This is a genomic window from Flavobacterium sp. K77, assembly GCF_021608205.1.
GTDB classification, from domain to species: domain Bacteria; phylum Bacteroidota; class Bacteroidia; order Flavobacteriales; family Flavobacteriaceae; genus Flavobacterium; species Flavobacterium turcicum.
In genome coordinates this window covers 43522-70402 of record NZ_JAKIHO010000007.1, presented here as the reverse complement: position 1 = coordinate 70402, position 26881 = coordinate 43522, and the positions used below count along the sequence as shown (strand labels likewise).

General features: G+C 35.2%; 37 protein-coding genes. 35 read left to right on the top strand and 2 right to left on the bottom strand.

All coding sequences use genetic code 11. From position 1 onward, the window contains the following. Positions 1-11: 11 nt before the first annotated feature. Positions 12-3098, bottom strand: coding sequence for a SusC/RagA family TonB-linked outer membrane protein (locus L1S34_RS12685; RefSeq protein ID WP_236364308.1), 3087 nt, complete (start codon positions 3096-3098; stop codon positions 12-14). Between the two features lie 85 nt (positions 3099-3183). After that, the gene (locus L1S34_RS12680; RefSeq protein ID WP_236364307.1) at positions 3184-4869 is read right to left on the bottom strand and encodes a BamA/TamA family outer membrane protein; all 1686 of its coding nucleotides are present in this window, start codon (positions 4867-4869) and stop codon (positions 3184-3186) included. Between the two features lie 264 nt (positions 4870-5133). Between L1S34_RS12680 and rpsL the strand changes: the two genes are divergently transcribed. The 35 genes from rpsL (at position 5134) to L1S34_RS12505 (ending at position 26816) form a co-directional block, all read left to right on the top strand. Then, the gene (rpsL, locus tag L1S34_RS12675; RefSeq protein WP_007136570.1) at positions 5134-5517 is read left to right on the top strand and encodes a 30S ribosomal protein S12; all 384 of its coding nucleotides are present in this window, start codon (positions 5134-5136) and stop codon (positions 5515-5517) included. Positions 5518-5583: 66 nt separating this feature from the next. Continuing rightward, positions 5584-6060: a 30S ribosomal protein S7 gene (gene rpsG / locus L1S34_RS12670; protein WP_166138146.1), complete on the top strand. Its 477-nt coding sequence runs from the start codon at positions 5584-5586 to the stop codon at positions 6058-6060. A gap of 10 nt (positions 6061-6070) precedes the next feature. Next, complete coding sequence (fusA, locus tag L1S34_RS12665) at positions 6071-8227, top strand: elongation factor G (RefSeq protein WP_236364306.1); 2157 nt, start codon at positions 6071-6073, stop codon at positions 8225-8227. 11 nt (positions 8228-8238) lie between these two features. Further along, on the top strand, positions 8239-8544 hold the full coding sequence (gene rpsJ, locus L1S34_RS12660) for a 30S ribosomal protein S10 (protein WP_007803605.1): 306 nt from the start codon (positions 8239-8241) through the stop codon (positions 8542-8544). A gap of 370 nt (positions 8545-8914) precedes the next feature. Beyond that, positions 8915-9532: a 50S ribosomal protein L3 gene (rplC, locus tag L1S34_RS12655; protein ID WP_072945403.1), complete on the top strand. Its 618-nt coding sequence runs from the start codon at positions 8915-8917 to the stop codon at positions 9530-9532. Then, complete coding sequence (gene rplD / locus L1S34_RS12650; protein WP_166138152.1) at positions 9532-10161, top strand: 50S ribosomal protein L4; 630 nt, start codon at positions 9532-9534, stop codon at positions 10159-10161. Before rplC ends, rplD begins: the two co-directional genes overlap by 1 nt. A 6-nt stretch (positions 10162-10167) precedes the next feature. After that, positions 10168-10458, top strand: coding sequence for a 50S ribosomal protein L23 (gene rplW / locus L1S34_RS12645; RefSeq protein WP_166138155.1), 291 nt, complete (start codon positions 10168-10170; stop codon positions 10456-10458). Positions 10459-10464: 6 nt separating this feature from the next. Further along, positions 10465-11289: a 50S ribosomal protein L2 gene (gene rplB, locus L1S34_RS12640; protein WP_166138158.1), complete on the top strand. Its 825-nt coding sequence runs from the start codon at positions 10465-10467 to the stop codon at positions 11287-11289. A gap of 6 nt (positions 11290-11295) precedes the next feature. After that, positions 11296-11574, top strand: a complete 279-nt coding sequence (rpsS, locus tag L1S34_RS12635) for a 30S ribosomal protein S19 (protein ID WP_007136562.1) — start codon at positions 11296-11298, stop codon at positions 11572-11574. 6 nt (positions 11575-11580) lie between these two features. Further along, on the top strand, positions 11581-11994 hold the full coding sequence (gene rplV, locus L1S34_RS12630) for a 50S ribosomal protein L22 (protein ID WP_024981512.1): 414 nt from the start codon (positions 11581-11583) through the stop codon (positions 11992-11994). A 5-nt stretch (positions 11995-11999) separates the two neighbouring features. Next, entirely contained in the window at positions 12000-12758 is a 759-nt protein-coding gene (gene rpsC / locus L1S34_RS12625; protein WP_121337683.1) for a 30S ribosomal protein S3, read from the top strand. A gap of 18 nt (positions 12759-12776) precedes the next feature. Beyond that, positions 12777-13202: a 50S ribosomal protein L16 gene (gene rplP / locus L1S34_RS12620; RefSeq protein WP_017495016.1), complete on the top strand. Its 426-nt coding sequence runs from the start codon at positions 12777-12779 to the stop codon at positions 13200-13202. 11 nt (positions 13203-13213) lie between these two features. After that, entirely contained in the window at positions 13214-13399 is a 186-nt protein-coding gene (gene rpmC, locus L1S34_RS12615; RefSeq protein WP_166138161.1) for a 50S ribosomal protein L29, read from the top strand. A 17-nt stretch (positions 13400-13416) separates the two neighbouring features. After that, positions 13417-13677 (top strand): 30S ribosomal protein S17, encoded by a 261-nt coding sequence (rpsQ, locus tag L1S34_RS12610; RefSeq protein WP_166138164.1) that lies wholly within the window; start codon positions 13417-13419, stop codon positions 13675-13677. 2 nt (positions 13678-13679) lie between these two features. Continuing rightward, positions 13680-14048 carry a 50S ribosomal protein L14 gene (gene rplN, locus L1S34_RS12605; protein WP_026717863.1) on the top strand — a complete coding sequence of 123 codons (369 nt, stop codon included), beginning with the start codon at positions 13680-13682 and terminating at the stop codon, positions 14046-14048. Positions 14049-14059: 11 nt separating this feature from the next. Then, entirely contained in the window at positions 14060-14374 is a 315-nt protein-coding gene (gene rplX / locus L1S34_RS12600; RefSeq protein WP_166138168.1) for a 50S ribosomal protein L24, read from the top strand. 2 nt (positions 14375-14376) lie between these two features. Further along, complete coding sequence (gene rplE, locus L1S34_RS12595) at positions 14377-14928, top strand: 50S ribosomal protein L5 (protein ID WP_166138172.1); 552 nt, start codon at positions 14377-14379, stop codon at positions 14926-14928. Between the two features lie 3 nt (positions 14929-14931). Next, on the top strand, positions 14932-15201 hold the full coding sequence (gene rpsN / locus L1S34_RS12590) for a 30S ribosomal protein S14 (RefSeq protein ID WP_026707007.1): 270 nt from the start codon (positions 14932-14934) through the stop codon (positions 15199-15201). Positions 15202-15325: 124 nt separating this feature from the next. Beyond that, positions 15326-15724, top strand: a complete 399-nt coding sequence (gene rpsH / locus L1S34_RS12585) for a 30S ribosomal protein S8 (protein WP_086452756.1) — start codon at positions 15326-15328, stop codon at positions 15722-15724. Positions 15725-15742: 18 nt separating this feature from the next. Continuing rightward, the gene (gene rplF, locus L1S34_RS12580; RefSeq protein ID WP_166138175.1) at positions 15743-16285 is read left to right on the top strand and encodes a 50S ribosomal protein L6; all 543 of its coding nucleotides are present in this window, start codon (positions 15743-15745) and stop codon (positions 16283-16285) included. Positions 16286-16296: 11 nt separating this feature from the next. Further along, positions 16297-16647 (top strand): 50S ribosomal protein L18, encoded by a 351-nt coding sequence (gene rplR / locus L1S34_RS12575; protein ID WP_121925772.1) that lies wholly within the window; start codon positions 16297-16299, stop codon positions 16645-16647. A gap of 6 nt (positions 16648-16653) precedes the next feature. Further along, on the top strand, positions 16654-17181 hold the full coding sequence (gene rpsE, locus L1S34_RS12570) for a 30S ribosomal protein S5 (RefSeq protein ID WP_166138177.1): 528 nt from the start codon (positions 16654-16656) through the stop codon (positions 17179-17181). A gap of 12 nt (positions 17182-17193) precedes the next feature. Continuing rightward, positions 17194-17376 (top strand): 50S ribosomal protein L30, encoded by a 183-nt coding sequence (rpmD, locus tag L1S34_RS12565; protein ID WP_166138180.1) that lies wholly within the window; start codon positions 17194-17196, stop codon positions 17374-17376. 11 nt (positions 17377-17387) lie between these two features. Next, positions 17388-17840, top strand: coding sequence for a 50S ribosomal protein L15 (gene rplO / locus L1S34_RS12560; protein ID WP_166138183.1), 453 nt, complete (start codon positions 17388-17390; stop codon positions 17838-17840). A 13-nt stretch (positions 17841-17853) separates the two neighbouring features. Then, positions 17854-19200: a preprotein translocase subunit SecY gene (secY, locus tag L1S34_RS12555; protein WP_166138186.1), complete on the top strand. Its 1347-nt coding sequence runs from the start codon at positions 17854-17856 to the stop codon at positions 19198-19200. 4 nt (positions 19201-19204) lie between these two features. After that, positions 19205-19420, top strand: coding sequence for a translation initiation factor IF-1 (gene infA, locus L1S34_RS12550; RefSeq protein WP_007136545.1), 216 nt, complete (start codon positions 19205-19207; stop codon positions 19418-19420). 12 nt (positions 19421-19432) lie between these two features. Further along, positions 19433-19549: a type B 50S ribosomal protein L36 gene (gene ykgO / locus L1S34_RS12545; RefSeq protein ID WP_008992256.1), complete on the top strand. Its 117-nt coding sequence runs from the start codon at positions 19433-19435 to the stop codon at positions 19547-19549. 2 nt (positions 19550-19551) lie between these two features. Then, entirely contained in the window at positions 19552-19926 is a 375-nt protein-coding gene (gene rpsM, locus L1S34_RS12540) for a 30S ribosomal protein S13 (RefSeq protein ID WP_166138189.1), read from the top strand. Positions 19927-19934: 8 nt separating this feature from the next. Next, complete coding sequence (rpsK, locus tag L1S34_RS12535) at positions 19935-20318, top strand: 30S ribosomal protein S11 (RefSeq protein ID WP_024981527.1); 384 nt, start codon at positions 19935-19937, stop codon at positions 20316-20318. Between the two features lie 96 nt (positions 20319-20414). After that, positions 20415-21020 carry a 30S ribosomal protein S4 gene (rpsD, locus tag L1S34_RS12530; RefSeq protein WP_166138191.1) on the top strand — a complete coding sequence of 202 codons (606 nt, stop codon included), beginning with the start codon at positions 20415-20417 and terminating at the stop codon, positions 21018-21020. A 21-nt stretch (positions 21021-21041) separates the two neighbouring features. After that, on the top strand, positions 21042-22034 hold the full coding sequence (locus tag L1S34_RS12525; RefSeq protein ID WP_035668087.1) for a DNA-directed RNA polymerase subunit alpha: 993 nt from the start codon (positions 21042-21044) through the stop codon (positions 22032-22034). Positions 22035-22097: 63 nt separating this feature from the next. Further along, the gene (gene rplQ / locus L1S34_RS12520) at positions 22098-22586 is read left to right on the top strand and encodes a 50S ribosomal protein L17 (protein WP_210791236.1); all 489 of its coding nucleotides are present in this window, start codon (positions 22098-22100) and stop codon (positions 22584-22586) included. Between the two features lie 176 nt (positions 22587-22762). Next, complete coding sequence (gene carA, locus L1S34_RS12515; RefSeq protein WP_236364305.1) at positions 22763-23860, top strand: glutamine-hydrolyzing carbamoyl-phosphate synthase small subunit; 1098 nt, start codon at positions 22763-22765, stop codon at positions 23858-23860. A gap of 223 nt (positions 23861-24083) precedes the next feature. Continuing rightward, positions 24084-25376: a phosphopyruvate hydratase gene (gene eno, locus L1S34_RS12510; protein ID WP_236364304.1), complete on the top strand. Its 1293-nt coding sequence runs from the start codon at positions 24084-24086 to the stop codon at positions 25374-25376. 156 nt (positions 25377-25532) lie between these two features. After that, the gene (locus tag L1S34_RS12505) at positions 25533-26816 is read left to right on the top strand and encodes a citrate synthase (RefSeq protein ID WP_236364303.1); all 1284 of its coding nucleotides are present in this window, start codon (positions 25533-25535) and stop codon (positions 26814-26816) included. The last annotated feature ends 65 nt before the right edge of the window (positions 26817-26881 follow it).

Genomic DNA, 26881 nt, shown 5'->3' with positions numbered 1-26881 from the left:
GTTTTTAGGTATTAAAAAGTTAAGTTTAGGTTTACCCCAAATTGTCTTGTTGGTGGAGTTTGTGCTTGAGTACCAACTCCTACTGCATTTCCTGTAGTGAAGTTAAATTCAGGATCTGTTGTTGTATTTTCTTTCGGTCTTAAGGTAAGTAAGTTTCTACCAAAGAAACCAATGCTCAATGCATCGATACCCGCTTTTTTGATGAAGTCAGAATTGAAATCATAGTTCAAAGAAACCTCTCTTAGTTTTAGTGTAGTTGCATCAACAACATAATTTTCTTTCACTGTGTTGTATTCATCCCAGAAAGCATTTCCACCGCTTGCAGTCAAACGGTTGTTGTTTGCTACAAATCCGCCATTTCCATCAGAGTAAGATGAGTTAGGAAATACGAAAGGTTGTCTACCTGCTGAGGCGCTGTGTTGCGTTAATCCTGTAAACTCCAAGGCATCATTTAAGTTGTTGTAAAATACGTGTCCGGTTCTGTAATCAGCAACAGCATATAAAGTCCAATTTTTGTATGTAAGTGTAGTGTTTAAACCTACAATATACTTAGGTGCAGTTTGTCCTTGTGTTCTGTTTTGAGAATCTTTGATTGGGTTACCATTGTCGCCAACAATTACTCTTCCTTCAGAATCTCTTAAGTATGAACTAGTTTTGATTAATGGGTATGATTCCCCAACTTTTGCAACGATTTCAGCATCAGCAAATCCACCAATACTTACTTCTTCGACACCGTCAAATAAAGATTTTACTTCAGATTTAATTCCAGAGTAGTTTACTCCCATTTTCCAACCAAAATCAGCTGTTTTAATGATTGTTCCTTTTAAATCAAGTTCCAAACCTCTGTTTTCAATTTCACCAATGTTAGTCAAAATGCTTGAAGCTCCAGACGCCAATGAGGTGTTGATAGGTACAATTTGGTCAGTAGAATTTGTTTGGTAGATATTTCCATTGAAAATCAATCTGTTTTTAAACAAGCCAAGTTCTATGCCAAATTCTTTTGATAATGTAAATTCCGGACTTAAATTTTGATCAGGATCTCTTGGGCCTTGAGATAAACCTGTAGTAGCTCCGTAAGGGAATCCTACTGGTGTTGAGAAAATGGCTTTCGTAACATATGGTGCGCCACCATCGTTACCGACTCTTGCAACGTTGAACGTAACTTTTAAATTGTCAATTCCGTTATCGCTTTTGATGCTTGGGAAGGCATCACTTGCAAGAAATGATAAACCTGCGCTAGGGTAAAAGAACGATCTGTTTTGAATTGGTAATGAAGATGACCAATCATTTCTAGCTGTAGCAGTAAGGAATAAATAATCTTTATACCCTAAAGTTAATTCTCCATAAACACCTTGTCTTCTGAATAAAAATTTATCTTCACCTCCAAGTAATTCACCAGTTCTAGTTCCTACATTATAAAAATCTGGAATAGTTAAGTTGTTACCACTAACGTTGACACTTGCTGACGATGTTAAGCGTGTGTTTGCTCCAGCACTAATTTTTAAGTTAAAGTCTTCACTTAAGCTCTTGTCGAATTTCAAGATGATATCGTTATTTAAACGCTGTCCAATTCCTATTCTTGACGCAGTACTTGCTCCGTAAGGATCCATTGAAGAGTAAGTGTTAGCTAATTCAAAAGCGTATGTAAATGCTCCGAACTCTCTTTTGAAATCTTCTGAAAATGAAGTGTATCCGGTATTAACAGATAATGTTAAATAGTCTGTAAATTTGTAATCAATGTTCGAAAGTACATTGAACTCAGTATAATCGTTTTTCTCTCTTTGAGTGTCAAGAATAAAGTAAGGGTTTTCGTAGAATCTGTAGAAAGATACCTCGTTTCTAGTAAATTGTCCTGTTCTCCAGTTTTTCATTTGATCTAAAGGAATGTGTAATGGCGTATTTAATACGTTCCAGTATACTGGTCTTCCTTGTCTTCCTGCTGTTTCACTTACTTGGTTTGAGTGAGCTCTAAAGAAACTTACGTTTCCTCCAACAGTTAATTTATTGTATTTTCTGCTACCTTTTAAACGTACGTTTGTTCTGTTGTACGTATCGTTTGGTACAGTTCCTGTTGTATTTGTTTGGTCAATAGAGAATAAAAAGTCGCTATTTTCGTCACCACCTTTAAATGTGATACCGTGTCTAGCAGAAACTCCTGTATCAAAAAAGTTACGGATGTTGTTTTTTACAGGTGTAAAAGGAACTTGCCATACTGATCCGTCATCGAATGTTTCACTTGCGTCAACTAGTCTTCCGTCAAAACGAGGTCCCCAGTTTACGTTTTCCAATGGGTAAAGTGTTCCGTCAGGGAAGCCACCAACTCCAAATTCGCTTTGTACTTTAGGCAAGTAAGCTACTTGCTCTAATTGTAAAGAGCTGTTGTAGTTGATAGAAAGTTTACCATTTCCTTTTTTAGTTGTAATGATCATGACACCATTTGAAGCTTCTGAACCATACAATGCAGATGCGTTGGCACCTTTAAGGATGGTTACGTTGTCAATGTCATTTGGGTTAATTCTGTCAAGTACTCCTCTTGCAGATGGGAATCCGTCAATAACGATCAATGCTTCGTTGTTACCTAACAAAGATCTGTTACCTCTAAGTACAACTCTTGTACTTGGATTTACACCATTGTTTACAACGTTAACTTGCAAACCAGAAACTTTACCAGATAATGCTGTAGCAACGTTTACGGCTCTTGTTTTAGTTAAATCTTCGCTTTTGATGTTTTCTACCGCATAAGAAAGTTCTTTCGGCTTTCTTTTGATACCCATTGCGGTAACAATTACACCTTCAAGTTCAACTGAGTCGTCTTTCAGTGTAATTTTTAAATTTGTAGAACTAGCAGCTAGCTCTTGGGTTTTCATCCCAACATAGCTAAATACTAATACTTGACTTGCACTTGCTTTGATAGTAAATTTTCCATCAAAATCAGTTTGTGTTCCAGATTTTGTTCCTTTAACCAATACGCTTACTCCTGGTATAGGTAAGCCTGCATTGTCAGAGACAACTCCTGAAACCGCTCTCTCTTGCGCAAAAGTTATCTGCGCCATTAGTGCTAATAAAAGCACTAAGATTCCATTGAACTTTAGTTTCATTTTTTAATATTTTGAATTAGTCTCGCAAAACTCTTAATAATTTCTTAACATTCCTAATAATAGTAAAACCATTTAGTGTTAAAATTTAAAATTTAACATTGTAGCTCAAGTGAATTATGCTGTTTTGAAAATTGAATTTTTCTTCTAACGTTGCTCCGTTTGCAAACGCTAGTCTTAAAAGTCCGTTTGATGTTTGAAGTCCGATCCCGAAACCAGTGCCTAGTCTTGATCTAGTGCTGTTGCTTGACAATGAGGAGGATTTGTCTTTTGCGAGGCTATAGTCTAAAATACTGTGAAAGTACAATTGAGTGTTTAGGGTGGTTCTGAATTCAGTTTGTAGTACAGTTGCCATTGATGCTTGTAGGCTATTTTCGTTAAACCCTCTTAAACTGTTAAATCCGCCAAAACGGTATAATTCATTTTGTAAAATATTTTTGCTTCGTAACAAATAGCTATTTGATTTTAAAATGATATTATTTTTTTGAGAAAGTGTTATGTTGTAGGTCCAGTTAATACTTGTTGAAAATTGTTTTTGTGTTTCTGGGTTCGATGTGTTATTTAAGTCTCTCTTCCCTAAACCGAAATTTACTGTTAGTTGATTGGGTTCTGTATTGTTTGATTGTTTAGTAGTTGATATATAGTTGTATCCGATAGTTAAAAAGGAGTTTGAATAATCATTAATTGCTGTGCTGTTTATATTTTGGATGTCACTTGATGTTGTGGTTTGATATCCAACTGTTATTTTTTGTCGTGATTTTATTTCATATGTTGCAGCGATCATGGTTTTGGTATTTTGAAACGTGCTGTCTTGTCTGAATAAGTTCAGTTCTGTTTTTAGACCGATTGGAGAGTTGAAAATAAATGGTAATTCAGCGCTTGCGTCAAATGTTTTTTGATCTTGACCGTCGCTTTTCCAATTGATTTGAATTTTTTCGCCTCTTTTAAGTATGTTTTGTAATTCGATGTTAGCATATCCGTTGAGTTGAATTTTTTGAGCATCGTTATTTCGAAATCCGATAAAGCCATCGAAAGTGTTTGCGTTTTGTTTTTCTAGGTAGACATACACTGCAGTTGAATCGGTTGTAAGTAGTACTTCTGGGTATTTGCTGTTTTGTGCAAATCCTAATGTTTCAAATTGGTTGTATATGTTGGTTAATGTTTCTTTATTGTAGGTTTTGTTTAAATATTTCTTTTTGATTTGAGTCAAGAGATTTTTTGGTAGTTGCAGATTGTTTGCTTGTTCTACAGTGATATTCGTTAATTTTCTACTCGAGCTTTTGTAAATTTCAAGTTCAGCTTGCAGATAATTTTTCTTTCGTTCGATGTTCTTAAGTCTTATATTTGCAAGTGCATTGCCTTTTTGCTCAAAAGTTGTAAGTATGCTATTTAAAAACAAGTCTAAGTTTTCGTAGGCTAGCAGGTGTGAATTTTTAGTTTTGCTAAAAGGAGGTATTTCAAAATTAGTGGGTGCAAATATGGTGATGTATTCGATTTTATCCCCCAAATAGATAGTGCTATTGTATACACTGTCATTTATCTTCACTGCTGTTTGAACATTGCTATCTAAAAATCCTTTTTTGATTAATTGCTGGTTGATCGTGTTAACTCTTTTTTCGATGGACTGAAGGTTTGTATGTTTCTTCAGGCCGAGTAAAGAGTCTGGTAGTATTTTCTTTTCGGATGTCGCTGTTTTGAATTGTAGATAAAGTGGTTGCGCACTCATTGTGGTTGTACAAAGGAGAAAAAGCAGCAGCAATAAATTATTTTTCAATTGAGTTTGTATTTTATGATGAGCCAGAAATCTTATTTTCTCCCTTTTCGAAATCAAATTTATGACATTTTTGGTCTCAGTTAGTATGTTTTTGAATGTTAAAATAAGAAAATGATTGTCATTGTTAGTTAAAGATCTTTGACTTACAATTATTTGCTCTTAAAAATAAATTCAAATGATGTTGTAATCTCAAAAAAAATAAATACATTTGCAACCCCGTAAAAAGCGGGAATTTAATATAATAAGAAATTTTTAGTATTAATTATGCCAACAATTCAACAATTAGTAAGAACAGGAAGAACTCAGATAACTAAGAAGAGTAAATCGGTTGCTTTAGATTCTTGTCCTCAAAGAAGAGGGGTTTGTACGCGTGTTTACACTACAACACCAAAAAAACCAAACTCTGCAATGCGTAAAGTTGCGCGTGTACGTTTGACAAATGGTAATGAAGTGAATGCTTACATCCCAGGTGAAGGACACAATTTACAAGAGCACTCGATAGTATTAGTTAGGGGTGGAAGGGTAAAAGATTTACCAGGAGTTAGATATCACATCGTTCGTGGTGCACTTGATACGTCAGGAGTAGCAGGAAGAACGCAAAGAAGATCTAAGTACGGAGCAAAACGCCCAAAAGAAGCAAAAAAGTAATTTAAAGTTTGTATGTAGCAAGGCCTGATGGTTTTGCGTGCGTATGTATTTTATTAAAAAAAAGACATGAGAAAAAGAGCGGCAAAGAAAAGACCACTTTTACCAGATCCAAGATTTAATGATCAACTGGTAACACGTTTCGTAAACAACTTAATGTGGGATGGAAAAAAATCGACAGCGTTTAAAGTATTTTATGATGCAATTGACATCATTGAGTCTAAAAAACAAGATGCTGAAAAATCATCACTAGAAATTTGGAAAGATGCATTAACAAATGTTATGCCTCACGTAGAGGTTCGTTCACGTAGAGTGGGTGGAGCTACATTCCAAATTCCAATGCAAATTCGTCCAGATAGAAAAATTTCTATGGCGATGAAATGGTTAATTCTTTATTCAAGAAGAAGAAACGAAAAGTCAATGGCTCAAAGATTAGCTTCAGAGTGTTTAGCTGCAGCTAAAGAAGAAGGAGCTGCTGTTAAGAAAAGAATGGATACTCACAAAATGGCAGAAGCTAACAAAGCTTTCTCTCACTTTAGATTTTAATTCGTAAGAAATGGCTAGAGACTTAAAATATACAAGAAATATTGGAATTGCTGCTCACATTGATGCTGGTAAAACAACAACAACTGAGCGTATCCTTTTTTATACTGGTAAATCACACAAAATAGGTGAAGTACACGATGGTGCTGCAACTATGGACTGGATGGCTCAGGAGCAAGAAAGAGGTATTACTATTACATCTGCTGCTACTACTTGTGAGTGGAATTTTCCAACAGAGCAAGGTAAAGCATTGCCAGAATCTAAACCTTACCACTTTAACATTATTGATACTCCTGGTCACGTTGACTTTACCGTAGAGGTAAACCGTTCATTACGTGTATTAGATGGTTTAGTGTTTTTATTTAGTGCTGTAGATGGTGTTGAGCCACAATCAGAAACTAACTGGAGACTAGCTGATCAATACAGAGTTCCACGTATGGGATTCGTTAATAAAATGGACCGTCAAGGATCTAACTTTTTGGCAGTTTGTCAGCAAGTAAGAGACATGTTAAAATCAAACGCTGTAGCGATCACTTTGCCAATTGGCGAAGAGAATGATTTTAAAGGTGTTGTTGATTTGGTTAAAAATCAAGCTATCGTTTGGCATGATGCTACTCAAGGGGCAACTTTTGATATCATCGATATCCCAGCTGATATGGTTGATGAAGTAAAAGAGTACAGAGACATTCTTATCGAAGCAGTAGCTGATTACGATGAGAATTTACTTGACAAGTACATGGAAGATCCAGATTCTATTACAGAAGAAGAGATCAACAATGCGCTTAGAGCTGCAACTATGGATATGGCTATCATTCCTATGATTGCAGGTTCTTCTTTCAAAAACAAAGGAGTTCAGTTCATGTTAGATGCAGTATGTAAATACTTGCCATCTCCAATGGATAAAGAAGGTATTTCAGGAATTCACCCTGATGATGCTGAATTATTAGAAGAAGATCAAACTCAAATCTTGCGTAAGCCAGATGTTAAGGAGCCATTTGCTGCTTTAGCGTTTAAAATTGCTACTGACCCATTCGTAGGTCGTTTAGCTTTCTTCCGTGCTTACTCAGGTCGTTTAGATGCAGGTTCTTACGTATTGAATACACGTTCTGGTAATAAAGAGAGAATTTCGCGTATCTACCAAATGCACGCAAACAAACAAAACCCAATCGAATATATTGAGGCAGGTGATATTGGAGCGGCAGTTGGATTTAAAGATATCAAAACTGGAGATACATTGTGTGATGAAAAACATCCAATCATACTTGAGTCAATGAAATTCCCTGCACCGGTAATTGGTATCGCTATTGAGCCAAAAACTAAAGCTGACGTTGATAAAATGGGTATGGCTTTAGCTAAATTAGCTGAAGAAGATCCAACATTTACAGTGAGAACTGATGAGGCTTCGGGACAAACTATTATCTCAGGTATGGGTGAGCTTCACTTAGATATCTTGGTTGACAGAATGAAACGTGAATTCAAAGTTGAAGTAAATCAAGGTGAGCCTCAAGTTGAATACAAAGAAGCTTTTACAAGATCAGCGCAACACAGAGAAACTTACAAAAAACAATCTGGAGGACGTGGTAAATTCGGTGATATCGTGTTTAGATTAGAGCCTGCTGATGAAGTTGACGGTAAGGTACCTGTTGGATTGCAGTTTGTAAATGAAGTAAAAGGTGGTAACGTTCCTAAAGAATATATTCCTTCTGTAGAAAAAGGTTTCCGTGAAGCTATGAAACAAGGTCCTTTAGCAGGATACCAAGTAGATAGTTTGAAAGTTACTTTATTAGATGGATCTTTCCACCCTGTGGATTCTGATGCACTTTCTTTTGAATTAGCGGCAAGAATGGGTTATAGAGAAGTAGCTAAAGCTGCTGGAGCTGTAATCTTAGAGCCAATTATGAAAATGGAGGTTATTACTCCAGAAGAAAACATGGGAGATATCGTAGGTGATATTAACCGTCGTAGAGGTCAAGTGAATGATATGGGTGACAGGAATGGAGCTAAAACTATCAAAGCTGATGTGCCATTATCTGAAATGTTTGGATATGTAACAACATTAAGAACATTGTCTTCAGGTCGTGCAACTTCAACAATGGAATTTTCTCACTATTCAGAAACGCCTTCTAACATTTCAGAGGCAGTAATCAAAAAAGCAAAAGGAAACGCTTAATCTTTAAGAAAATGAGTCAAAAAATCAGAATAAAATTAAAATCTTACGATCACATGTTGGTAGATAAGTCTGCTGAGAAGATTGTAAAAACAGTAAAAACTACTGGTGCTGTTGTAACTGGTCCTATTCCGTTGCCAACTCACAAAAAATTGTTTACAGTATTGCGTTCACCGCACGTAAACAAAAAAGCAAGAGAGCAGTTTGAAGTAATGTCATACAAGAGATTGATTGATATTTATTCATCTTCATCAAAAACTATTGATGCTTTAATGAAACTTGAATTGCCAAGTGGAGTAGAAGTTGAAATAAAAGTATAATTTTTTTATATTTTAAATAAAAAAGCGAAACAGAAATGTTTCGCTTTTTTTTATGTTTTTTTATTTGCCTTTTTATTATTTTTTTTTGGTGAAAAATTTGGTAATCCCTTGTTATTCGGGTGTTTTGATGGTTTTTCTCAACTTTATTTTTAGGTTTTTCTGATTGGCAAATACTGCTTTTGTAACCTGATTTTTCATTGTAAGATTTTTTGTTTTCTGTTTTTTGTTTTCTTTAATTGTGATAATGAGGTATTTAATTTTTGTAACTGTTTGGTATATTCGATTTTAATATATACTTTTGCACTCCCTGTTTGAAAGCTTCTGTTGTTTTCAAATTGAAGGGAGTTTTAGTAATTAATAATTAATATTTATGTCTGGGTTAATTGGTAGAAAAATCGGCATGACTAGTATTTTCGACGAAAACGGGAAAAACATTCCTTGTACAGTAATCGAAGCAGGTCCATGCGTTGTTACCCAAGTCAGAACCAAAGGTGTTGACGGGTATGAAGCGTTGCAACTAGGTTTCGATGACAAAAACGAGAAACATTCCACAAAAGCGGCTTTAGGTCACTTTAAAAAAGCGGGAACTGTTGCTAAGAAAAAAGTCGTTGAATTCCAAGATTTTGCAACTGAACAAAAATTAGGAGATCTTATTGATGTTTCTATTTTTGCTGAAGGAGAATTTGTAGATGTACAAGGTGTATCTAAAGGTAAAGGTTTTCAAGGGGTTGTAAAACGTCACGGTTTTGGTGGTGTTGGTCAAGCAACTCACGGTCAACACAACCGTTTAAGAGCGCCAGGTTCTGTGGGAGCTTCTTCTTATCCATCTAGAGTATTCAAAGGAATGCGTATGGCTGGTAGAATGGGAGGAGACAATGTAAAAGTTCAAAACCTTAGAGTTTTAAAAGTAGTTGCTGAGAAGAACCTACTTGTTATTAAAGGATGTGTTCCTGGTCATAACAACTCTTATGTAATCATTCAGAAGTAATGGAAGCAAAAGTATTAGATTTCAACGGAAAAGATACTGGAAGAAAAGTGCAACTTTCTGATTCAGTATTTGGTATCGAACCAAACAAACACGCTGTATACCTTGATGTGAAGCAATATCTTGCTAATCAAAGACAAGGAACGCACAAAGCTAAAGAAAGAGCTGAAGTAGCGGGAAGTACACGTAAGATTAAAAAACAAAAAGGAACTGGTACTGCTCGTGCGGGTAGTGCAAAGAATCCATTGTTTAAAGGTGGTGGAACTGTTTTTGGACCTAGACCAAGAAGTTATTCATTCAAATTGAATAAAAGCTTGAAGCGTTTGGCAAGAAAATCGGCTTTCTCACTTAAAGCTAAAGAGTCAAACATTATCGTTCTTGAAGACTTTAATTTTGAAACTCCAAACACTAAAAATTTCATTAACGTTTTGAAAGCTTTAGAGTTAGAAAATAAAAAATCATTATTTGTATTGGGTGATACCAATAAAAATGTATATTTGTCCTCACGTAATTTGAAGGGTTCAAATGTTGTAAGTAGCTTAGAATTAAGTACTTATGATATTTTAAATGCTAATAATTTAGTTCTTTTAGAGAGTTCTTTGGAGGTAATTGAAGAAAATTTAAGTAAATAATAGGATATGAGCATCATAATTAAGCCTATAGTAACGGAAAAAGTAACCAAAGAAAGTGAAGTTTTAAACCGCTTCGGATTCGTTGTGAACAGAAAAGCAAACAAAGTTGAGATTAAGAAAGCTGTTGAAGCTGCTTATGGAGTAACTGTTTTGAGTGTGAACACAATGAACGTAAGACCGGATAGAACTACAAAATACACTAAAAGTGGTTTGATCAGTGGAAAGACAAATGCAATCAAAAAAGCAATTGTTCAAGTACAAGAAGGAGAAACAATTGATTTTTACAACAATATCTAAGATAAAATGTCAGTAAGAAAATTAAAACCTATTACCCCAGGTCAGCGATTTAGAGTTGTGAATGGTTATGACGCCATTACAACTGATAAGCCGGAACGCTCTTTGATAGCGCCGATAAAAAACTCTGGAGGTAGAAATAGTCAAGGAAAGATGACCATGCGTTATACGGGTGGTGGTCACAAGCAGAGATATCGTATTATTGATTTTAAACGTGCTAAGGATGGTATTCCTGCTACGGTAAAATCAATTGAGTACGATCCAAATCGTACTGCTTTTATCGCATTATTAGCTTATGCTGATGGTGAGAAAACATATATTATTGCACAAAACGGCTTGAAAGTTGGTCAGAAATTAGTTTCTGGTCCAGAATCTCAACCTGAAATTGGTAATACTTTGCCTTTAAGTAGAGTTCCACTAGGAACTGTTATTTCTTGCATCGAGTTACGTCCAGGTCAAGGAGCAGTAATTGCTCGTTCAGCTGGTACTTTTGCTCAGTTAATGGCAAGAGATGGAAAATATGCGACAATTAAAATGCCATCTGGAGAAACAAGATTGATCTTGTTGACTTGTTCGGCTACAATTGGAGCTGTATCGAATTCAGATCATCAATTAGTAGTATCAGGAAAAGCTGGTAGAACTAGATGGTTAGGAAGAAGACCTAGAACAAGACCTGTTGCAATGAACCCTGTCGATCACCCAATGGGTGGTGGTGAAGGACGTTCTTCTGGTGGACATCCACGTTCAAGAAATGGAATACCAGCTAAAGGTTATAGAACTCGTTCTAAGAAAAACCCGAGTAATAAGTATATCGTAGAACGTAGAAAGAAATAATAAGATATGGCACGTTCATTAAAAAAAGGACCTTTCGTTCATTATAAGTTAGATAAGAAAGTTCAGGAAAACATAGCAGGTGGAAACAAAGGAGTGGTTAAGACTTGGTCTAGAGCTTCTATGATTACTCCAGATTTTGTTGGTCAAACTATCGCAGTTCACAACGGTCGTCAATTTGTACCGGTATACGTAACTGAGAACATGGTAGGTCACAAATTAGGAGAATTTTCACCAACTAGATCTTTTAGAGGTCATGCTGGAGCAAAAAATAAAGGTAAAAAATAAGAAGCAATGGGAGTTCGTAAAAGAGAAACAGCAGATGCGAGAAAAGAGGCTAATAAGTCTATTGCTTTCGCAAAATTGAATAACTGCCCTACTTCACCTAGAAAAATGCGCTTAGTAGCGGACTTGGTAAGAGGTCAGAAGGTAGAAAGAGCACTTAACATTTTGAGATTTAGTTCTAAAGAAGCTTCAAGAAAATTAGAAAAATTATTATTATCTGCGATCAACAACTGGGAGCAAAAAAATAGTGAAGCTAGTTTAGAAGAAGCTGGATTATTTGTTAAGGAAATCCGTGTAGATGGTGGTATGATGTTGAAAAGACTTCGTCCAGCACCACAAGGAAGAGCACACAGAATAAGAAAACGTTCTAACCACGTAACAATCGTGTTAGGAGCTATCAATAACACACAAAGCAATTCTTAAGCAGCATGGGACAAAAGACAAATCCAATTGGAAATAGACTTGGTATCATCAGAGGATGGGACTCAAACTGGTATGGTGGAAATGATTACGGTGATAAATTAGCCGAAGATCACAAAATCAGAAAGTATATCCATGCTCGTTTATCAAAAGCTAGTGTATCTAAAGTAATCATCGAGAGAACTTTGAAACTTGTAACCGTTACTATCACTACTGCTAGACCTGGTATAATTATCGGAAAAGGCGGACAAGAGGTAGACAAGTTGAAAGAAGAACTTAAGAAAGTTACTGACAAAGAGGTTCAAATCAATATTTTTGAAATCAAAAGACCTGAGCTTGACGCGTATCTAGTTGCTACAAGCATCTGTCGTCAAATCGAAAGCAGAATTTCTTACAGACGTGCAATTAAAATGGCTATTGCTGCTTCTATGCGTATGAACGCTGAAGGTATCAAAGTTTTAATTTCTGGTCGTTTGAATGGTGCTGAGATGGCTCGTTCAGAAGGTTTCAAAGAAGGTAGAATTCCTTTATCAACTTTCAGAGCTGATATTGATTATGCTTTGGCAGAAGCTCATACTACTTATGGTAGAATGGGAATCAAAGTATGGATCATGAAAGGTGAAGTTTATGGAAAGAGAGATCTTTCTCCACTAGCCGGAATGGACAAAAAACAATCTGGTGCCGGTGGTAAAGGTGGTGATTCTCCAAGAGGAGATAGAAAGCCTTTCAACAAAGGTGGAAAGCCAGACGCTCGTAAACGAAAGTAATTTTTAAAGTAAAGAAAAATGTTACAGCCTAAAAGAACAAAATACCGTAAGGTACAAAAGGGTAAAATGAAAGGGAATTCTCAAAGAGGGCACGAACTTTCAAATGGAATGTTTGGAATTAAATCTGTACATGAAGATGGAATGTTCTTAACCTCTCGTCAAATCGAGGCTGCGCGTATTGCTGCAACTCGTTACATGAAAAGAGAAGGACAATTATGGATTAAAATATTTCCAGACAAACCTATCACTAAGAAGCCTTTAGAGGTACGTATGGGTAAAGGTAAAGGAGCAGTTGAGTATTGGGCTGCTGTTGTTAAACCCGGAAGAATTATGTTTGAAGTTGGAGGAGTACCTTTGTCAGTTGCAAAAGAGGCGTTACGTCTTGCGGCTCAAAAGCTTCCAGTAAAAACTAAGTTTGTCGTAGCTAGAGATTTCGAAGCATAATCTATATTATTATGAAACAATCAGAAATAAAAAATCTTTCTGCAGCAGAGTTGCAAGAGAAGCTTAGCCAGACTAAGAAAACCTATGCTGATCTAAAAATGGCTCACGCTATTTCACCAATTGAGAATCCACTTCAAATTAGAATCGTGAGAAGAACAGTTGCAAGATTAGCTACCGAACTTACTAAAAGACAATAACTGTAGTCTGCTGAAAGATGGAAGAAAAAAGAAATTTAAGAAAAGAGAGAATTGGTGTTGTAACTTCTGACAAAATGGACAAGTCTATTGTTGTTGCTGAAGTACGTAGAGTAAAACACCCATTATACGGTAAGTTCGTGTTGAAAACTAAAAAGTATCACGCACACGACGAAATGAACGACTGCAATGTTGGAGATACAGTAAGGATTAGTGAAACACGTCCTTTGAGTAAAACAAAATGTTGGAGGTTAGTTGAAATCTTAGAAAGAGCTAAATAATTATGGTACAACAAGAATCAAGACTAAAAGTAGCAGATAACACTGGAGCAAAGGAAGTTTTAACTATCCGTGTTTTAGGAGGTACTAAAAGAAGATATGCCTCTGTTGGTGACAAAATTGTAGTTTCTATCAAAGATACTGCTCCTAACGGAAGCGTTAAAAAAGGAGCTGTTTCAACTGCAGTTGTTGTACGTACCAAAAAAGAAGTAAGAAGAGCCGATGGTTCATACATCAGATTTGATGATAACGCTTGCGTTTTATTAAATGCTGCTGGTGAAATGAGAGGTACTCGTGTTTTTGGTCCAGTAGCAAGAGAACTTCGTGAAAAACAATTCATGAAAATTGTATCATTAGCACCAGAAGTGCTTTAATTCGTTTTAAGATGATAAAGCTAAAAATTAAATCAGGTGACATCGTAAGAGTAATTGCTGGAGATCACAAAGGTGCTGAAGGTAAAGTTTTACGTGTTGACCGCGAGAAAAACAAAGCAATTGTTGAAGGTGTAAATATGGTTTCTAAACATACGAAACCAAGTGCAAAAAGCCCTCAAGGTGGTATTGTAAAGAAAGAGGCTCCAATTCAAATCTCTAATATTTCTCTTATTGATCCTAAAACTAAGGAAACAACAAGAGTAGGTGTAAGAGTTGAAGGAGATAAGAAAGTAAGATTTTCAAAAAAATCTAATCAAGTACTATAGTAATGGCGTATATACCTAGACTAAAAGAAGAATATAAGAGCAGAGTAATTGCTGCTCTTAAAGAGGAATTCGGATACGTAAACGTAATGCAGGTTCCAAAATTGGACAAAATCGTTTTAAGTAAAGGAGTTGGTGCAGCTGTATCTGATAAAAAACTTATCGACTATGCAGTTGAAGAGTTAACAAAGATCACTGGACAGAAAGCAGTTTCTACAATTTCAAAGAAAGACGTTGCGTCATTTAAATTGAGAAAAGGAATGCCAATTGGAGCAAAAGTAACTTTACGTGGTGAAAGAATGTATGAGTTTTTAGATAGACTTATCACTTCAGCTTTACCACGAGTAAGAGACTTTAGCGGAATTAAAGCTACTGGTTTTGATGGAAGAGGTAATTATAACCTTGGAGTTTTAGAGCAAATCATTTTCCCTGAAATTGATATTGACAAAGTTAACAAGATTTCAGGAATGGATATCACTTTTGTAACTACTGCTAAAACAGATAAAGAAGCAAAGTCTCTATTAACAGAATTAGGATTACCTTTTAAAAAGAATTAAGACATGGCTAAAGAATCAATGAAAGCCCGTGAGGTGAAGAGAGAAAAAACAGTAGCAAAGTATGCTGAGAAAAGAAAAGCTTTGTTAGAAGCTGGAGATTTCGTAGGTTTGCAAAAGTTACCAAAAAACGCTTCCCCAGTTCGTTTGCACAATCGTTGCAAATTAACAGGTAGACCAAGAGGATATATGCGTCAATTCGGTATTTCACGTGTTACTTTCCGTGAAATGGCAAACAACGGATTGATTCCAGGTGTTAAAAAAGCATCTTGGTAATACGCAAGAGATTGCGTTCTGATACAGACTTGACTTTGTGTTAAGTCTGTATTATTGATATTTATAAATTGGTTTAAGGTTCAATAAATAGTTTATTGAAAACCAAGACCGCAAATTAATACATATGTATACAGATCCGATTGCTGATTATTTGACAAGAGTTCGTAATGCTGTGGCTGCAAACCACAAAGTTGTAGAAATTCCTGCATCTAATCTAAAAAAAGAAATAACTAAGATCCTTTTCGATCAAGGTTACATCTTGAGTTACAAATTTGAAGACAACGCTGTTCAGGGGTCTATCAAAATTGCTTTGAAGTATGATAAAGATACTAAAGAGTCAGTAATTAAAGATATCCAGAGAATTAGTAAACCAGGTTTACGTAAATACTCAAGTTCTGCTAATATCCCAAGAATCCTTAATGGATTAGGAATTGCAATTGTTTCAACTTCAAAAGGGTTGATGACAGGTAAGCAAGCGAAGCAGTTAAATGTGGGTGGTGAAGTAATTTGTTACGTATACTAATTTAAAGACTATAATAAGATGTCAAGAATAGGTAAAAATCCAATTGTAGTTCCTGCTGGTGTAACTGTTGAAGTTGCTAACGGTATTATTACAGTTAAAGGAAAAAATGGTCAACTAACTCAGGAGTTTTCGGACGTTACTGTTACAGTTGAAGATGGTACGGTTCAAGTGAGCAGGTCATCTGATCACAAAGATCAAAGAGCAAAGCACGGTTTATACAGATCATTAATCAACAATATGATTGTTGGTGTTACTGATGGTTTTACTAAATCATTAGAATTGGTTGGAGTAGGTTACAGAGCTTCTAACCAAGGACAAAAATTAGATTTAGCATTAGGTTTTTCGCACAATATTATTTTAGAGATTGCTCCAGAGGTAACTTTAGAAACTATATCTGAAAAAGGTAAAAACCCAATTGTTAAGTTAACATCATTTGACAAACAACTTTTAGGTCAAGTAGCTGCGAAAATCAGAGGTTTCCGTAAGCCAGAGCCATATAAAGGAAAAGGTGTTAAATTTGTGGGTGAAGTATTAAGAAGAAAAGCAGGTAAATCAGCTTAAAAAATAAGATTATGTCATTAACAAAACCTGAAAGAAGACAACGTATTAGATTCAGAATTAGAAAGACAATTAGTGGTACTGCTACTAATCCAAGACTATCTGTTTTTAGAAGTAACAAAGAAATTTACGCTCAATTAATTGATGATGTGAATGGAGTTACTTTATTGGCAGCTTCTTCAAGAGAAAAAGAAATAGGTAACGGTACGAACATTGAAGTAGCTACTGCAGTTGGAAAACTAGTTGCAGAAAAAGCTTTAAAGGCTGGTATAGAAGTAGTAACTTTCGATAGAGGAGGATACTTGTACCACGGTCGTATTAAATCATTAGCAGAAGGCGCAAGAGCGGCTGGACTTAAATTCTAATATAGTATGTCTAATAGTAAATACAAGAATGTAGAGTTAGTAAAACCAACTGGTCTTGAATTAAAAGATCGTTTGGTAAGTGTAAATCGTGTTACTAAAGTTACAAAAGGTGGTAGAGCATTTGGTTTTTCTGCGATTGTAGTTGTAGGTGATGAAAACGGAGTAGTTGGACACGGATTAGGAAAATCTAAAGATGTTTCTGAAGCAATTGCGAAAGCAGTAGAAGATGCAAAGAAAAACTTAGTGAAAATTCCTTTGAACGGTCAATCTGTTCCTCACGAACAAAAAGGTAAATTTGGTGGTGCACGTGTATTTTTAATTCCTGCCTCTCATGGTACTGGAGTTATTGCTGGTGGAGCTGTTCGTTCAGTTTTAGAGTCAGTAGGTATTCATGATGTATTATCAAAATCTCAAGGATCTTCAAATCCTCACAACGTAGTTAAGGCGACTTTTGATGCTTTATTACAAATGAGAAGTGCTTACACTGTTGCAAAACAAAGAGGCGTTTCTTTAGAAAAAGTTTTTAAAGGTTAATTCAAGGAAATTATGGCTAAATTATTAGTAAAACAAGTTAGAAGCAAAATCAACTGTCCGCTTTCTCAAAAAAGAGGATTAGAAGCTTTAGGTCTACGTAAGATGGGACAAGTTGTAGAGCATGATTCAAACCCTACAATCCTTGGGATGATAAATAAAGTTAAACACTTAGTTTCTGTTGAAGAAACTAAATAACAAATACTGTTATGAATTTAAGTAACTTACAACCTGCTGAAGGTTCTACACATAATCAAAATAAGAGATTAGGTAGAGGAGAAGGTTCTGGAAAAGGTGGTACTTCTGCAAGAGGTCACAAAGGAGCAAAATCTCGTTCTGGTTATTCTAAAAAGATTGGTTTTGAAGGAGGGCAAATGCCACTTCAAAGACGTGTACCTAAGTTTGGTTTTACAAACATCAATCGTAAGAACTACGAAGGTGTAAATCTTGATACACTACAACTTTTAGTTGATAATGGTGTTATTACAGATACTGTTGATATGACAGTTTACGTTGCTAACCGTTTGGCTACTAAAAATGAAATCGTTAAGATTTTAGGTAGAGGTGAATTGAAAGCAAAATTAAAAGTAACCGCTCACAAATTTACTGCTACTGCAAAAGCTGCTATTGAAGCTGCTGGTGGAGAAGCTGTAACAATGTAATTTTTCAATTAGTATGAAGAAATTTATTGAATCAATAAGTAATGTTTGGAAGATTGAAGAACTAAAGAATAGAATCTTGATGACAATCGGATTACTCTTAGTTTATCGTTTTGGAGCACAAGTTACCCTACCAGGTATTGATGCTTCAGAGTTAGCTAATTTAGCTGGGCAAACTAAAGAAGGAATTGGTTCAATTCTTGATATGTTTACAGGAGGCGCATTTTCCCAAGCATCAGTTTTTGCTTTGGGAATTATGCCTTATATTTCTGCATCTATTGTGGTTCAGTTGATGGGAATTGCTATTCCTTATTTACAAAAACTTCAAAGTGATGGAGAGAGCGGTAGAAAAAAGATCAATCAAATCACACGTTGGTTAACTATTGGTATTACGCTTGTTCAAGGTCCTACTTATATTTATAATTTGTATAGAACTTTGCCAGCTAAAGCCTTCTTATTAGGGTTCAACTCTTTTGAATTTTTATTCTCTTCAGTTGTAATTTTAGTTACAGGTACCATTTTTGCAATGTGGTTAGGAGAAAAAATTACTGATAAAGGTATTGGTAACGGAATCTCTCTATTGATTATGGTTGGTATTTTGGCTCGTTTGCCACAGGCATTCATTCAAGAGTTTACTACAAGGGTAACCAATAATAATGGTGGTCCAATGCTTTTAGTAATCGAAATTATTGTTTGGTTGTTAGTTATCATATCATGTGTCCTTTTAGTTATGGCCGTAAGAAAGATTCCAGTTCAGTACGCTCGTCGTACAACTTCTGGTGATTTTGAACAGGACATGCTTAACGGAAATAGACAATGGATTCCATTAAAGCTTAATGCATCTGGTGTAATGCCAATTATATTTGCACAAGCAATCATGTTTATTCCTGCTGCACTTGCAGGTTTGTCTAAATCTGATGCGTCACAATCTATTGTTGGTGCTTTTAGTAACATGTTCGGATTTTGGTATAATTTAGTTTTTGCAACATTAATTATTGTATTCACTTTCTTTTATACTGCCATTACGGTTCCTACAAACAAGATGTCAGATGATTTGAAGCGTAGCGGTGGTTTCATTCCAGGTGTTAGACCAGGTGTTGAAACTTCTGATTACTTAGACAAGGTGATGTCCTTAATAACTTTTCCAGGTTCTTTATTTCTTGCCTTAATCGCTGTGTTCCCGGCAATTGTTGTAAGTGTTATGGATGTTCAGCAATCTTGGGCAATGTTTTTTGGAGGTACTTCATTAATAATTATGGTTGGAGTAGCTATTGACACAATGCAGCAGATCAATTCATATTTGTTGAATAAGCATTATGATGGTTTAATGAAAAGTGGTAAAAATAGAAAAGCGGTAGCTTAATCTTATGGCAAAACAATCAGCAATAGAACAAGACGGATCAATCATCGAAGCATTATCAAATGCGATGTTCCGTGTAGAATTAGAGAATGGGCATATTGTAATTGCGCACATTTCAGGAAAAATGCGAATGCATTATATTAAATTGCTTCCGGGTGATAAAGTAAAACTAGAAATGAGCCCTTACGATTTGTCTAAAGCAAGAATTACTTATAGATATTAAAGGATATTCAAAATGAAAGTTAGAGCTTCAGTAAAAAAGAGAAGTCCCGAGTGCAAAATTGTGCGAAGAAAAGGGAGATTGTACGTAATAAACAAAAAGAATCCTAGATTTAAACAAAGACAAGGATAATTATGGCAAGAATAGCAGGGGTAGATATCCCAAAAAATAAGAGAGGTGTTATTGCACTAACCTACATCTTCGGATTAGGTAGAAGTAGAGCTGTTGAGATTTTAGATAAAGCTCAAGTAAGCCAAGATAAAAAAGTTCAAGATTGGAATGATGACGAGATCGGAGCAATTCGTGAAGCGGTATCAGCTTTTAAAATTGAAGGAGAATTACGTTCTGAGGTTTCTTTAAACATCAAACGTTTAATGGATATTGGATGTTACAGAGGTATTCGTCATAGAACTGGTCTTCCGTTAAGAGGACAAAGAACTAAAAACAACTCTAGAACAAGAAAAGGTAAAAGAAAAACTGTTGCTAACAAGAAAAAAGCAACTAAATAATAAGTAATATGGCTAAAGCAACTGCAAAAAAACGTAAAGTTATCGTTGAATCAACGGGAGAAGCTCATATTTCTGCTACCTTCAATAACATCATCATTTCTTTGACTAATAAAAAAGGTGAAGTTATTTCTTGGTCATCAGCTGGTAAAATGGGCTTTAGAGGTTCTAAAAAGAACACTCCATACGCAGCTCAAATGGCAGCAGAAGACTGTAGTAAAGTAGCTCTTGAAGCTGGACTTAAAAAAGTGAAAGTATATGTTAAAGGACCAGGAAACGGACGTGAGTCTGCTATCCGTTCTTTGCACAATGGTGGAATTGAAGTGACTGAAATCATTGATGTTACTCCAATGCCTCACAACGGATGTCGTCCTCCAAAAAGACGTAGAGTATAATACTCAAAACTAAAGTAAATAGTATAACCTAGATTGAATATAAGATTATCGAAGGATCAGACCTGAATTCATAATCTCAATCTTAAATAATTTAAAATGGCAAGATATACTGGTCCTAGCACAAGAATCGCTCGTAAATTTGGCGAGGCAATTTTCGGAGACGATAAAGCTTTCGAAAAAAGAAATTATCCTCCTGGACAACACGGGATGGCTAAAAAAAGAGGTAAAAAATCTGAATATGCTGTTCAATTAATGGAAAAGCAAAAAGCTAAATATTCTTATGGAATTTTAGAAAAACAATTCAGAAATTTATTCGAAAAAGCGTCAGCTACTAAAGGTGTTACTGGTGAAGTTCTTTTGCAATTATGTGAGTCTAGATTAGACAACGTTGTATACAGAATGGGTATCGCTCCATCTAGAAGAGGTGCACGTCAAATCGTTTCTCACCGTCACATCACGGTAAATGGTGAAAATGTAAATATTCCTTCTTACCACTTGAAACCAGGTGACGTAGTTGGTGTTCGTGAAAAATCTAAATCTATAGAGGCTATCGAACGTTCTTTATCTAATTCAAGTCATGTTTATGAGTGGATTACTTGGAACAATGAAACTAAATCTGGAACTTTTGTTACTGTACCAGCTAGACTTCAAATTCCAGAAAACATTAAAGAACAATTAATCGTAGAGTTGTACAACAAATAATAATTGACTTAGTCGAAATTTATGGCAATATTTAATTTTCAGAAGCCCGATAAAGTTATCATGATCGATTCAACCGATTTTGAAGGTAAATTTGAGTTTAGACCTTTAGAACCTGGTTATGGATTGACTGTTGGTAATGCACTTAGAAGAGTTTTGCTTTCTGCATTAGAAGGTTATGCAATTACATCTGTCCGCATAGAAGGTGTAGATCATGAGTTTTCTACTATTTCAGGAGTTGTTGAAGATGTTACCGAAATTATCTTAAATCTAAAGCAAGTACGTTTCAAACGTCAAATTGAGGATATAGATAATGAATCAGTTACAATTTCTGTTTCAGGTAAAGATCAGTTAACAGCTGGTGATTTTCAAAAATTTATTTCAGGTTTCCAAGTTCTTAATCCAGAGCTTGTAATCTGTAATTTAGATAGCAAGATCAAACTTAATTTCGATTTAACTATTGAAAAAGGTAGAGGATACGTTCCTGCCGAAGAGAATAAAAAACAGAATGCTGCAATTGGAACGATTTTTACTGATTCTATCTTTACACCTGTAAAGAATGTAAAATACGCTATTGAAAACTTCCGTGTAGAGCAAAAAACAGATTATGAAAAATTAGTTTTTGAAATTAAAACTGATGGTTCAATCAATCCAAAAGATGCTTTAACTGAGGCTGCAAAAGTTTTAATTCATCATTTCATGTTATTCTCGGATGAAAGAATTACACTCGAGGCCGACGAAATTGCACAAACAGAATCGTATGATGAAGAATCATTACACATGAGACAATTGCTTAAAACTAAGCTTGTTGATATGGATCTTTCTGTAAGAGCATTAAATTGCTTGAAAGCGGCTGAAGTTGATACACTTGGTGATTTAGTATCGTTCAATAAAAATGATCTAATGAAATTCCGTAATTTTGGTAAAAAATCTTTAACGGAACTAGATGAACTAGTTGCAATTAAGAATTTGAACTTCGGTATGGATTTAGCTAAATACAAACTAGATAAAGAATAAATTACTTCATATTTTGATCTCCAAAGCGGATAGTATCAAGATGAAAGTATAAAAAAACACGTCATGAGACACGGAAAAAAATTCAATCACTTAAGCAGACAGACTGCACATAGAAAATCTATGTTAGCAAATATGGCTTGTTCTCTTATCGAGCACAAACGTATTAATACTACTGTTGCTAAAGCAAAAGCGCTTAAACAATTTGTTGAGCCTTTAATTACAAAGTCAAAATCTGATACTACACACAACCGTCGTATTGTTTTTGCTTACTTACGTAGCAAGTATGCTGTAACTGATTTGTTCAGAGATGTAGCTGCTAAAGTAGGAGACCGTCCAGGTGGATACACACGTATCATTAAAGTTGGAAATCGTTTAGGAGATAATGCTGATATGGCAATGATCGAACTAGTTGACTTCAATGAACTTTACAATGGTGGTAAAAAAGAAGTTAAAAAAGCTAAAAGCCGTCGTGGTGGAAAAGCTAAAAAAGCGGATGAGACTACAGAAGCTCCAGTTGCTGAGACTGAAACAACTACTGATTCTGCTGAGTAATTATGAGAATAATTGTTCAATAAAAATCAAGGATAAGCTACTCGTAGTTTATCCTTTTTTTTTACCATTTTGTGAACAAATCTTTATCCTTTTAAAATCAAAGGTTTATTAGTTGGGCTCTAAAACTTGTTAGGAGTCGCGCTAAAATTTATCATATTTAAATTCATAAACTACTAATGAAATACACAACACAACAAAAAGCTATACTTTTACTAAGTGACGGAACTATTTTTCATGGAAAATCTATCGGGATTTCAGGGAAAACCTTCGGAGAGGTTTGTTTTAATACGGGAATGACTGGTTATCAAGAAATTTTTACCGATCCTTCGTATTTTAGGCAAATAATGGTAGCTACTAATGCACATATCGGTAACTATGGGGTTAATGAAGCAGAGGTTGAATCTGATGGAATCAAAATTGCTGGGCTGGTATGTAAAAACTTCAGTTTTAATTACTCGAGAGTAGATGCTGAAGGTAGTTTAGAAGATTATTTTATCAAGCACAATTTGATTTCGATTTCTGATGTGGATACTAGAGCGCTTGTAAGTTACATCCGTGATAACGGTGCTATGAATGCTGTTATTTGTACTGACGGTACTTCTGTGGAAGAGTTGAAAGCTGAATTAGCAGCTGTTCCTGATATGAAAGGACTGGAACTGGCATCGAAGGTATCAACTAAGGAACCTTATTTTTATGGAGATGAAAACGCTACGTATAAAGTTTCAGCTTTAGATTTAGGAATCAAAACCAACATTTTGCGCAACTTAGCAAAAAGAGACTGTTACATAAAAGTTTTTCCTTTTGATTCCTCTTACGAAGAACTAGCTGCTTTTGAGCCAAATGGGTATTTCTTATCTAATGGCCCTGGTGATCCTGAGCCTTTGGATGGTGCCATTGCTGTTGCAAAAGCCATTATCGCTGATAACAAACCATTGTTCGGTATATGTTTGGGACATCAAATTATAGGTTTAGCCAATGGAGTATCTACTTATAAGATGTTCAATGGTCATCGAGGTATTAATCATCCGGTACAAAATTTAGTTACTGGAAAAGGTGAGATTACTTCGCAGAATCATGGTTTTGCTGTTAGTAAGGAGGAATTGGATGCAAATGACGCTCTCGAAATTACACATTTACACCTAAATGATGGTACCGTTGCAGGAATGCGTATGAAAGATAAAAACTGTTTTTCTGTTCAATACCATCCTGAGGCTAGTCCGGGACCACATGATTCATCGTATCTTTTTGATCAATTTATTCAAAATATGCAATAATCATTATGTATTTGATTTATGGAATTGGTCTATCTTTTAGTTAGGCCTTTTTTTTTGCTTTCGTGATTATTTTCACTTTCGAAAAAAATAGGTTCTTAAAAATTAGTAAATGCATTATTTCTCAAATATTTATATCGTTTTCGTTAATAACATTCATTTTTTTCATTCCATCGTTTCGAAAGATAGAATATATTTGTATTTTAAATTTTAAAAATTTTAGTATATGAGTATTATAATCAAAATTCACGCAAGACAAATTTTTGACTCAAGAGGAAATCCTACTATTGAAGTAGATGTAATTACAGATAATGGTGTTTTAGGTAGAGCAGCAGTTCCATCAGGAGCTTCAACCGGAGAGCATGAAGCTGTAGAATTACGCGATGGTGGAAAAGCATTTTTAGGAAAAGGAGTTTTGAATGCTGTGAAAAATGTAAATACCGTAATTGCTGAAGAGTTGGTTGGTGTTTCTGTTTTTGAACAAAATCACATTGATCAATTAATGATTGATTTAGATGGTACTCCAAACAAATCTAATTTAGGCGCAAATGCTATTTTAGGAGTTTCTTTAGCTGTTGCAAAAGCGGCTGCTAATGAATTAGGATTGCCTTTGTATAGATACGTAGGTGGTGTTTCTGCAAACACATTGCCTGTTCCAATGATGAATATTATCAATGGTGGTTCGCACTCTGATGCTCCGATTGCTTTTCAAGAATTTATGATTTTCCCTGTAAAGGCAACTTCATTTTCGCAATCCATGCAAATGGGTACTGAAATTTTTCACAGTTTGAAAAAAGTACTTCACGATCGAGGTTTGTCTACAGCAGTAGGTGATGAAGGTGGTTTTGCTCCAAACTTAGCTGGTGGTACTGAAGATGCTTTAGATACTATTAAATTAGCAGTTGAAAAAGCAGGTTATTCTTTTGGAGATGAAATCATGATTGCATTAGACTGTGCTGCGGCAGAGTTTTATGTAGATGGTAAATATGATTATTCTAAATTTGAAGGAGAAACCGGAAAAGTTAGAACTTCTGCTGAGCAAGTAGATTATTTGGCTGATTTAGCAACAAAATATCCAATCATTTCTATTGAAGATGGAATGGATGAAAATGACTGGGAAGGTTGGAAATTGTTAACAGACAAAATTGGAGATAAAGTTCAATTAGTTGGGGATGATTTATTTGTTACTAACGTAGAGCGTTTGTCAACTGGAATTGAAAAAGGTATTGCAAATTCAATCTTAATTAAAGTAAATCAAATTGGTACTTTGACTGAGACAATTGCTGCAGTAAATATGGCAAAAAATGCAGGTTATACTTCTGTGATGTCACATCGTTCTGGTGAAACAGAGGATAACACCATTGCTGACCTTGCAGTAGCATTGAATTGCGGACAAATTAAAACAGGTTCAGCTTCTCGTTCAGATCGTATGGCAAAATACAATCAATTATTGCGCATCGAGGAAGAATTAGGAAATACTGCCTATTTTCCTGGTAAAAATGCTTTCAAAATAAAGTAATTCTTACCTATTTCTTATAAAAAGCCATTCGCTCCTAGTGAATGGCTTTTTTTTATTTTATTTAACAATTTCATTATGGGATTCTCTTTTTATTTAGTGTGTAATTCCCTAAATTTGAGAAATTATTATTTAAAAAAGTTTATTTTCAATTATATTATGTCAAAGATAGCAACATTAGAGATTGATGGACAAAAAATTGAATTACCTGTAATTGTAGGTAGTGAAAATGAAGTGGCCATCGATGTGAACAAATTACGTGATTTAACAGGTGTAATCACACTTGATCCAGGTTATAAAAACTCAGGCTCTTGCAAGAGTGATATTACTTTTTTGGATGGTGAGTTAGGGATACTACGTTATAGAGGATATGCTATTGAAGATTTGGCTGAAAAAGCAGATTTCTTAGAAGTTTCTTACCTATTAATTTTTGGAGAACTTCCAACTGCCGATCAATTAGCGCAATTTGAAAATGATATTCGCAAATACACGCTTGTAAATGAGGAAATGAAAAACATCATTGATGGATTTCCTAAAACGGCTCACCCAATGGGTGTTTTAGCTGCTTTAACGAGTGCATTAACGGCGTTCAACCCTAAATCGGTTAACGTTGAAAACGAAAAAGAAATGTATGAGGCAGTTTGTAAAACAATGGGTAAATTCCTTGTTATTGCTACTTGGACATATAGAAAGAGTATGGGTTATCCGTTGAATTATTACGATAATACAAAAGGATACGTTGAAAACTTTATGCGTTTGATGTTTGAATTACCAACAGGTCCTTACTCAGCAAATCCTGTAGTGATTGATGCATTAGATAAATTATTTATTTTGCATGGTGACCACGAGCAAAACTGTTCTACATCTACAGTACGTATGGTAGGTTCGTCACACGCTGGTTTGTTTGCTTCTATCTCTGCAGGTGTTTCAGCACTTTGGGGGCCATTACACGGAGGAGCTAATCAAGCTGTTTTAGAAATGCTTGAAGAAATTCACAAAAACGGTGGCGATGCGGATAAGTATATGGCTAAAGCCAAAGATAAAAACGATCCTTTCCGTTTGATGGGCTTTGGACATAGAGTGTACAAAAACTTTGACCCACGTGCTAAAATCATCAAAAAAGCGGCTAACGAAGTATTAGCGACCCTTGGAGTAGAGGATCCTATTTTGGCAATTGCCAAAAAATTAGAAGAAGCAGCTCTTGAAGATGAATACTTCAAATCAAGAAACTTATATCCAAACGTTGATTTCTATTCAGGAATTATCTATAGAGCATTAGGTATTCCTACTGACATGTTTACTGTTATGTTTGCAATTGGTCGTTTGCCAGGTTGGATCGCACAATGGAAAGAAATGCGCGAAAATAAAGAACCGATTGGGCGTCCAAGACAAGTGTATACTGGTCATCCATTGAGAGAATTTGTTGCAACAGATAAAAGATAAAATCAGTTTAAAAAGCTTCACTAATTGGTGAAGCTTTTTTTATATTTGCCAAAAGCTAAAAATAC

Coding starts and splice junctions, on each gene's coding strand:
- L1S34_RS12685 (WP_236364308.1), bottom strand. CDS start 3,098: ATGAAACTAAAGTTCAATGGAATCTTAGTGCTTTTATTAGCACTAATG.
- rpsL (WP_007136570.1), top strand. CDS start 5,134: ATGCCAACAATTCAACAATTAGTAAGAACAGGAAGAACTCAGATAACT.
- rpsG (WP_166138146.1), top strand. CDS start 5,584: ATGAGAAAAAGAGCGGCAAAGAAAAGACCACTTTTACCAGATCCAAGA.
- fusA (WP_236364306.1), top strand. CDS start 6,071: ATGGCTAGAGACTTAAAATATACAAGAAATATTGGAATTGCTGCTCAC.
- rpsJ (WP_007803605.1), top strand. CDS start 8,239: ATGAGTCAAAAAATCAGAATAAAATTAAAATCTTACGATCACATGTTG.
- rplC (WP_072945403.1), top strand. CDS start 8,915: ATGTCTGGGTTAATTGGTAGAAAAATCGGCATGACTAGTATTTTCGAC.
- rplD (WP_166138152.1), top strand. CDS start 9,532: ATGGAAGCAAAAGTATTAGATTTCAACGGAAAAGATACTGGAAGAAAA.
- rplW (WP_166138155.1), top strand. CDS start 10,168: ATGAGCATCATAATTAAGCCTATAGTAACGGAAAAAGTAACCAAAGAA.
- rplB (WP_166138158.1), top strand. CDS start 10,465: ATGTCAGTAAGAAAATTAAAACCTATTACCCCAGGTCAGCGATTTAGA.
- rpsS (WP_007136562.1), top strand. CDS start 11,296: ATGGCACGTTCATTAAAAAAAGGACCTTTCGTTCATTATAAGTTAGAT.
- rplV (WP_024981512.1), top strand. CDS start 11,581: ATGGGAGTTCGTAAAAGAGAAACAGCAGATGCGAGAAAAGAGGCTAAT.
- rpsC (WP_121337683.1), top strand. CDS start 12,000: ATGGGACAAAAGACAAATCCAATTGGAAATAGACTTGGTATCATCAGA.
- rplP (WP_017495016.1), top strand. CDS start 12,777: ATGTTACAGCCTAAAAGAACAAAATACCGTAAGGTACAAAAGGGTAAA.
- rpmC (WP_166138161.1), top strand. CDS start 13,214: ATGAAACAATCAGAAATAAAAAATCTTTCTGCAGCAGAGTTGCAAGAG.
- rpsQ (WP_166138164.1), top strand. CDS start 13,417: ATGGAAGAAAAAAGAAATTTAAGAAAAGAGAGAATTGGTGTTGTAACT.
- rplN (WP_026717863.1), top strand. CDS start 13,680: ATGGTACAACAAGAATCAAGACTAAAAGTAGCAGATAACACTGGAGCA.
- rplX (WP_166138168.1), top strand. CDS start 14,060: ATGATAAAGCTAAAAATTAAATCAGGTGACATCGTAAGAGTAATTGCT.
- rplE (WP_166138172.1), top strand. CDS start 14,377: ATGGCGTATATACCTAGACTAAAAGAAGAATATAAGAGCAGAGTAATT.
- rpsN (WP_026707007.1), top strand. CDS start 14,932: ATGGCTAAAGAATCAATGAAAGCCCGTGAGGTGAAGAGAGAAAAAACA.
- rpsH (WP_086452756.1), top strand. CDS start 15,326: ATGTATACAGATCCGATTGCTGATTATTTGACAAGAGTTCGTAATGCT.
- rplF (WP_166138175.1), top strand. CDS start 15,743: ATGTCAAGAATAGGTAAAAATCCAATTGTAGTTCCTGCTGGTGTAACT.
- rplR (WP_121925772.1), top strand. CDS start 16,297: ATGTCATTAACAAAACCTGAAAGAAGACAACGTATTAGATTCAGAATT.
- rpsE (WP_166138177.1), top strand. CDS start 16,654: ATGTCTAATAGTAAATACAAGAATGTAGAGTTAGTAAAACCAACTGGT.
- rpmD (WP_166138180.1), top strand. CDS start 17,194: ATGGCTAAATTATTAGTAAAACAAGTTAGAAGCAAAATCAACTGTCCG.
- rplO (WP_166138183.1), top strand. CDS start 17,388: ATGAATTTAAGTAACTTACAACCTGCTGAAGGTTCTACACATAATCAA.
- secY (WP_166138186.1), top strand. CDS start 17,854: ATGAAGAAATTTATTGAATCAATAAGTAATGTTTGGAAGATTGAAGAA.
- infA (WP_007136545.1), top strand. CDS start 19,205: ATGGCAAAACAATCAGCAATAGAACAAGACGGATCAATCATCGAAGCA.
- ykgO (WP_008992256.1), top strand. CDS start 19,433: ATGAAAGTTAGAGCTTCAGTAAAAAAGAGAAGTCCCGAGTGCAAAATT.
- rpsM (WP_166138189.1), top strand. CDS start 19,552: ATGGCAAGAATAGCAGGGGTAGATATCCCAAAAAATAAGAGAGGTGTT.
- rpsK (WP_024981527.1), top strand. CDS start 19,935: ATGGCTAAAGCAACTGCAAAAAAACGTAAAGTTATCGTTGAATCAACG.
- rpsD (WP_166138191.1), top strand. CDS start 20,415: ATGGCAAGATATACTGGTCCTAGCACAAGAATCGCTCGTAAATTTGGC.
- L1S34_RS12525 (WP_035668087.1), top strand. CDS start 21,042: ATGGCAATATTTAATTTTCAGAAGCCCGATAAAGTTATCATGATCGAT.
- rplQ (WP_210791236.1), top strand. CDS start 22,098: ATGAGACACGGAAAAAAATTCAATCACTTAAGCAGACAGACTGCACAT.
- carA (WP_236364305.1), top strand. CDS start 22,763: ATGAAATACACAACACAACAAAAAGCTATACTTTTACTAAGTGACGGA.
- eno (WP_236364304.1), top strand. CDS start 24,084: ATGAGTATTATAATCAAAATTCACGCAAGACAAATTTTTGACTCAAGA.
- L1S34_RS12505 (WP_236364303.1), top strand. CDS start 25,533: ATGTCAAAGATAGCAACATTAGAGATTGATGGACAAAAAATTGAATTA.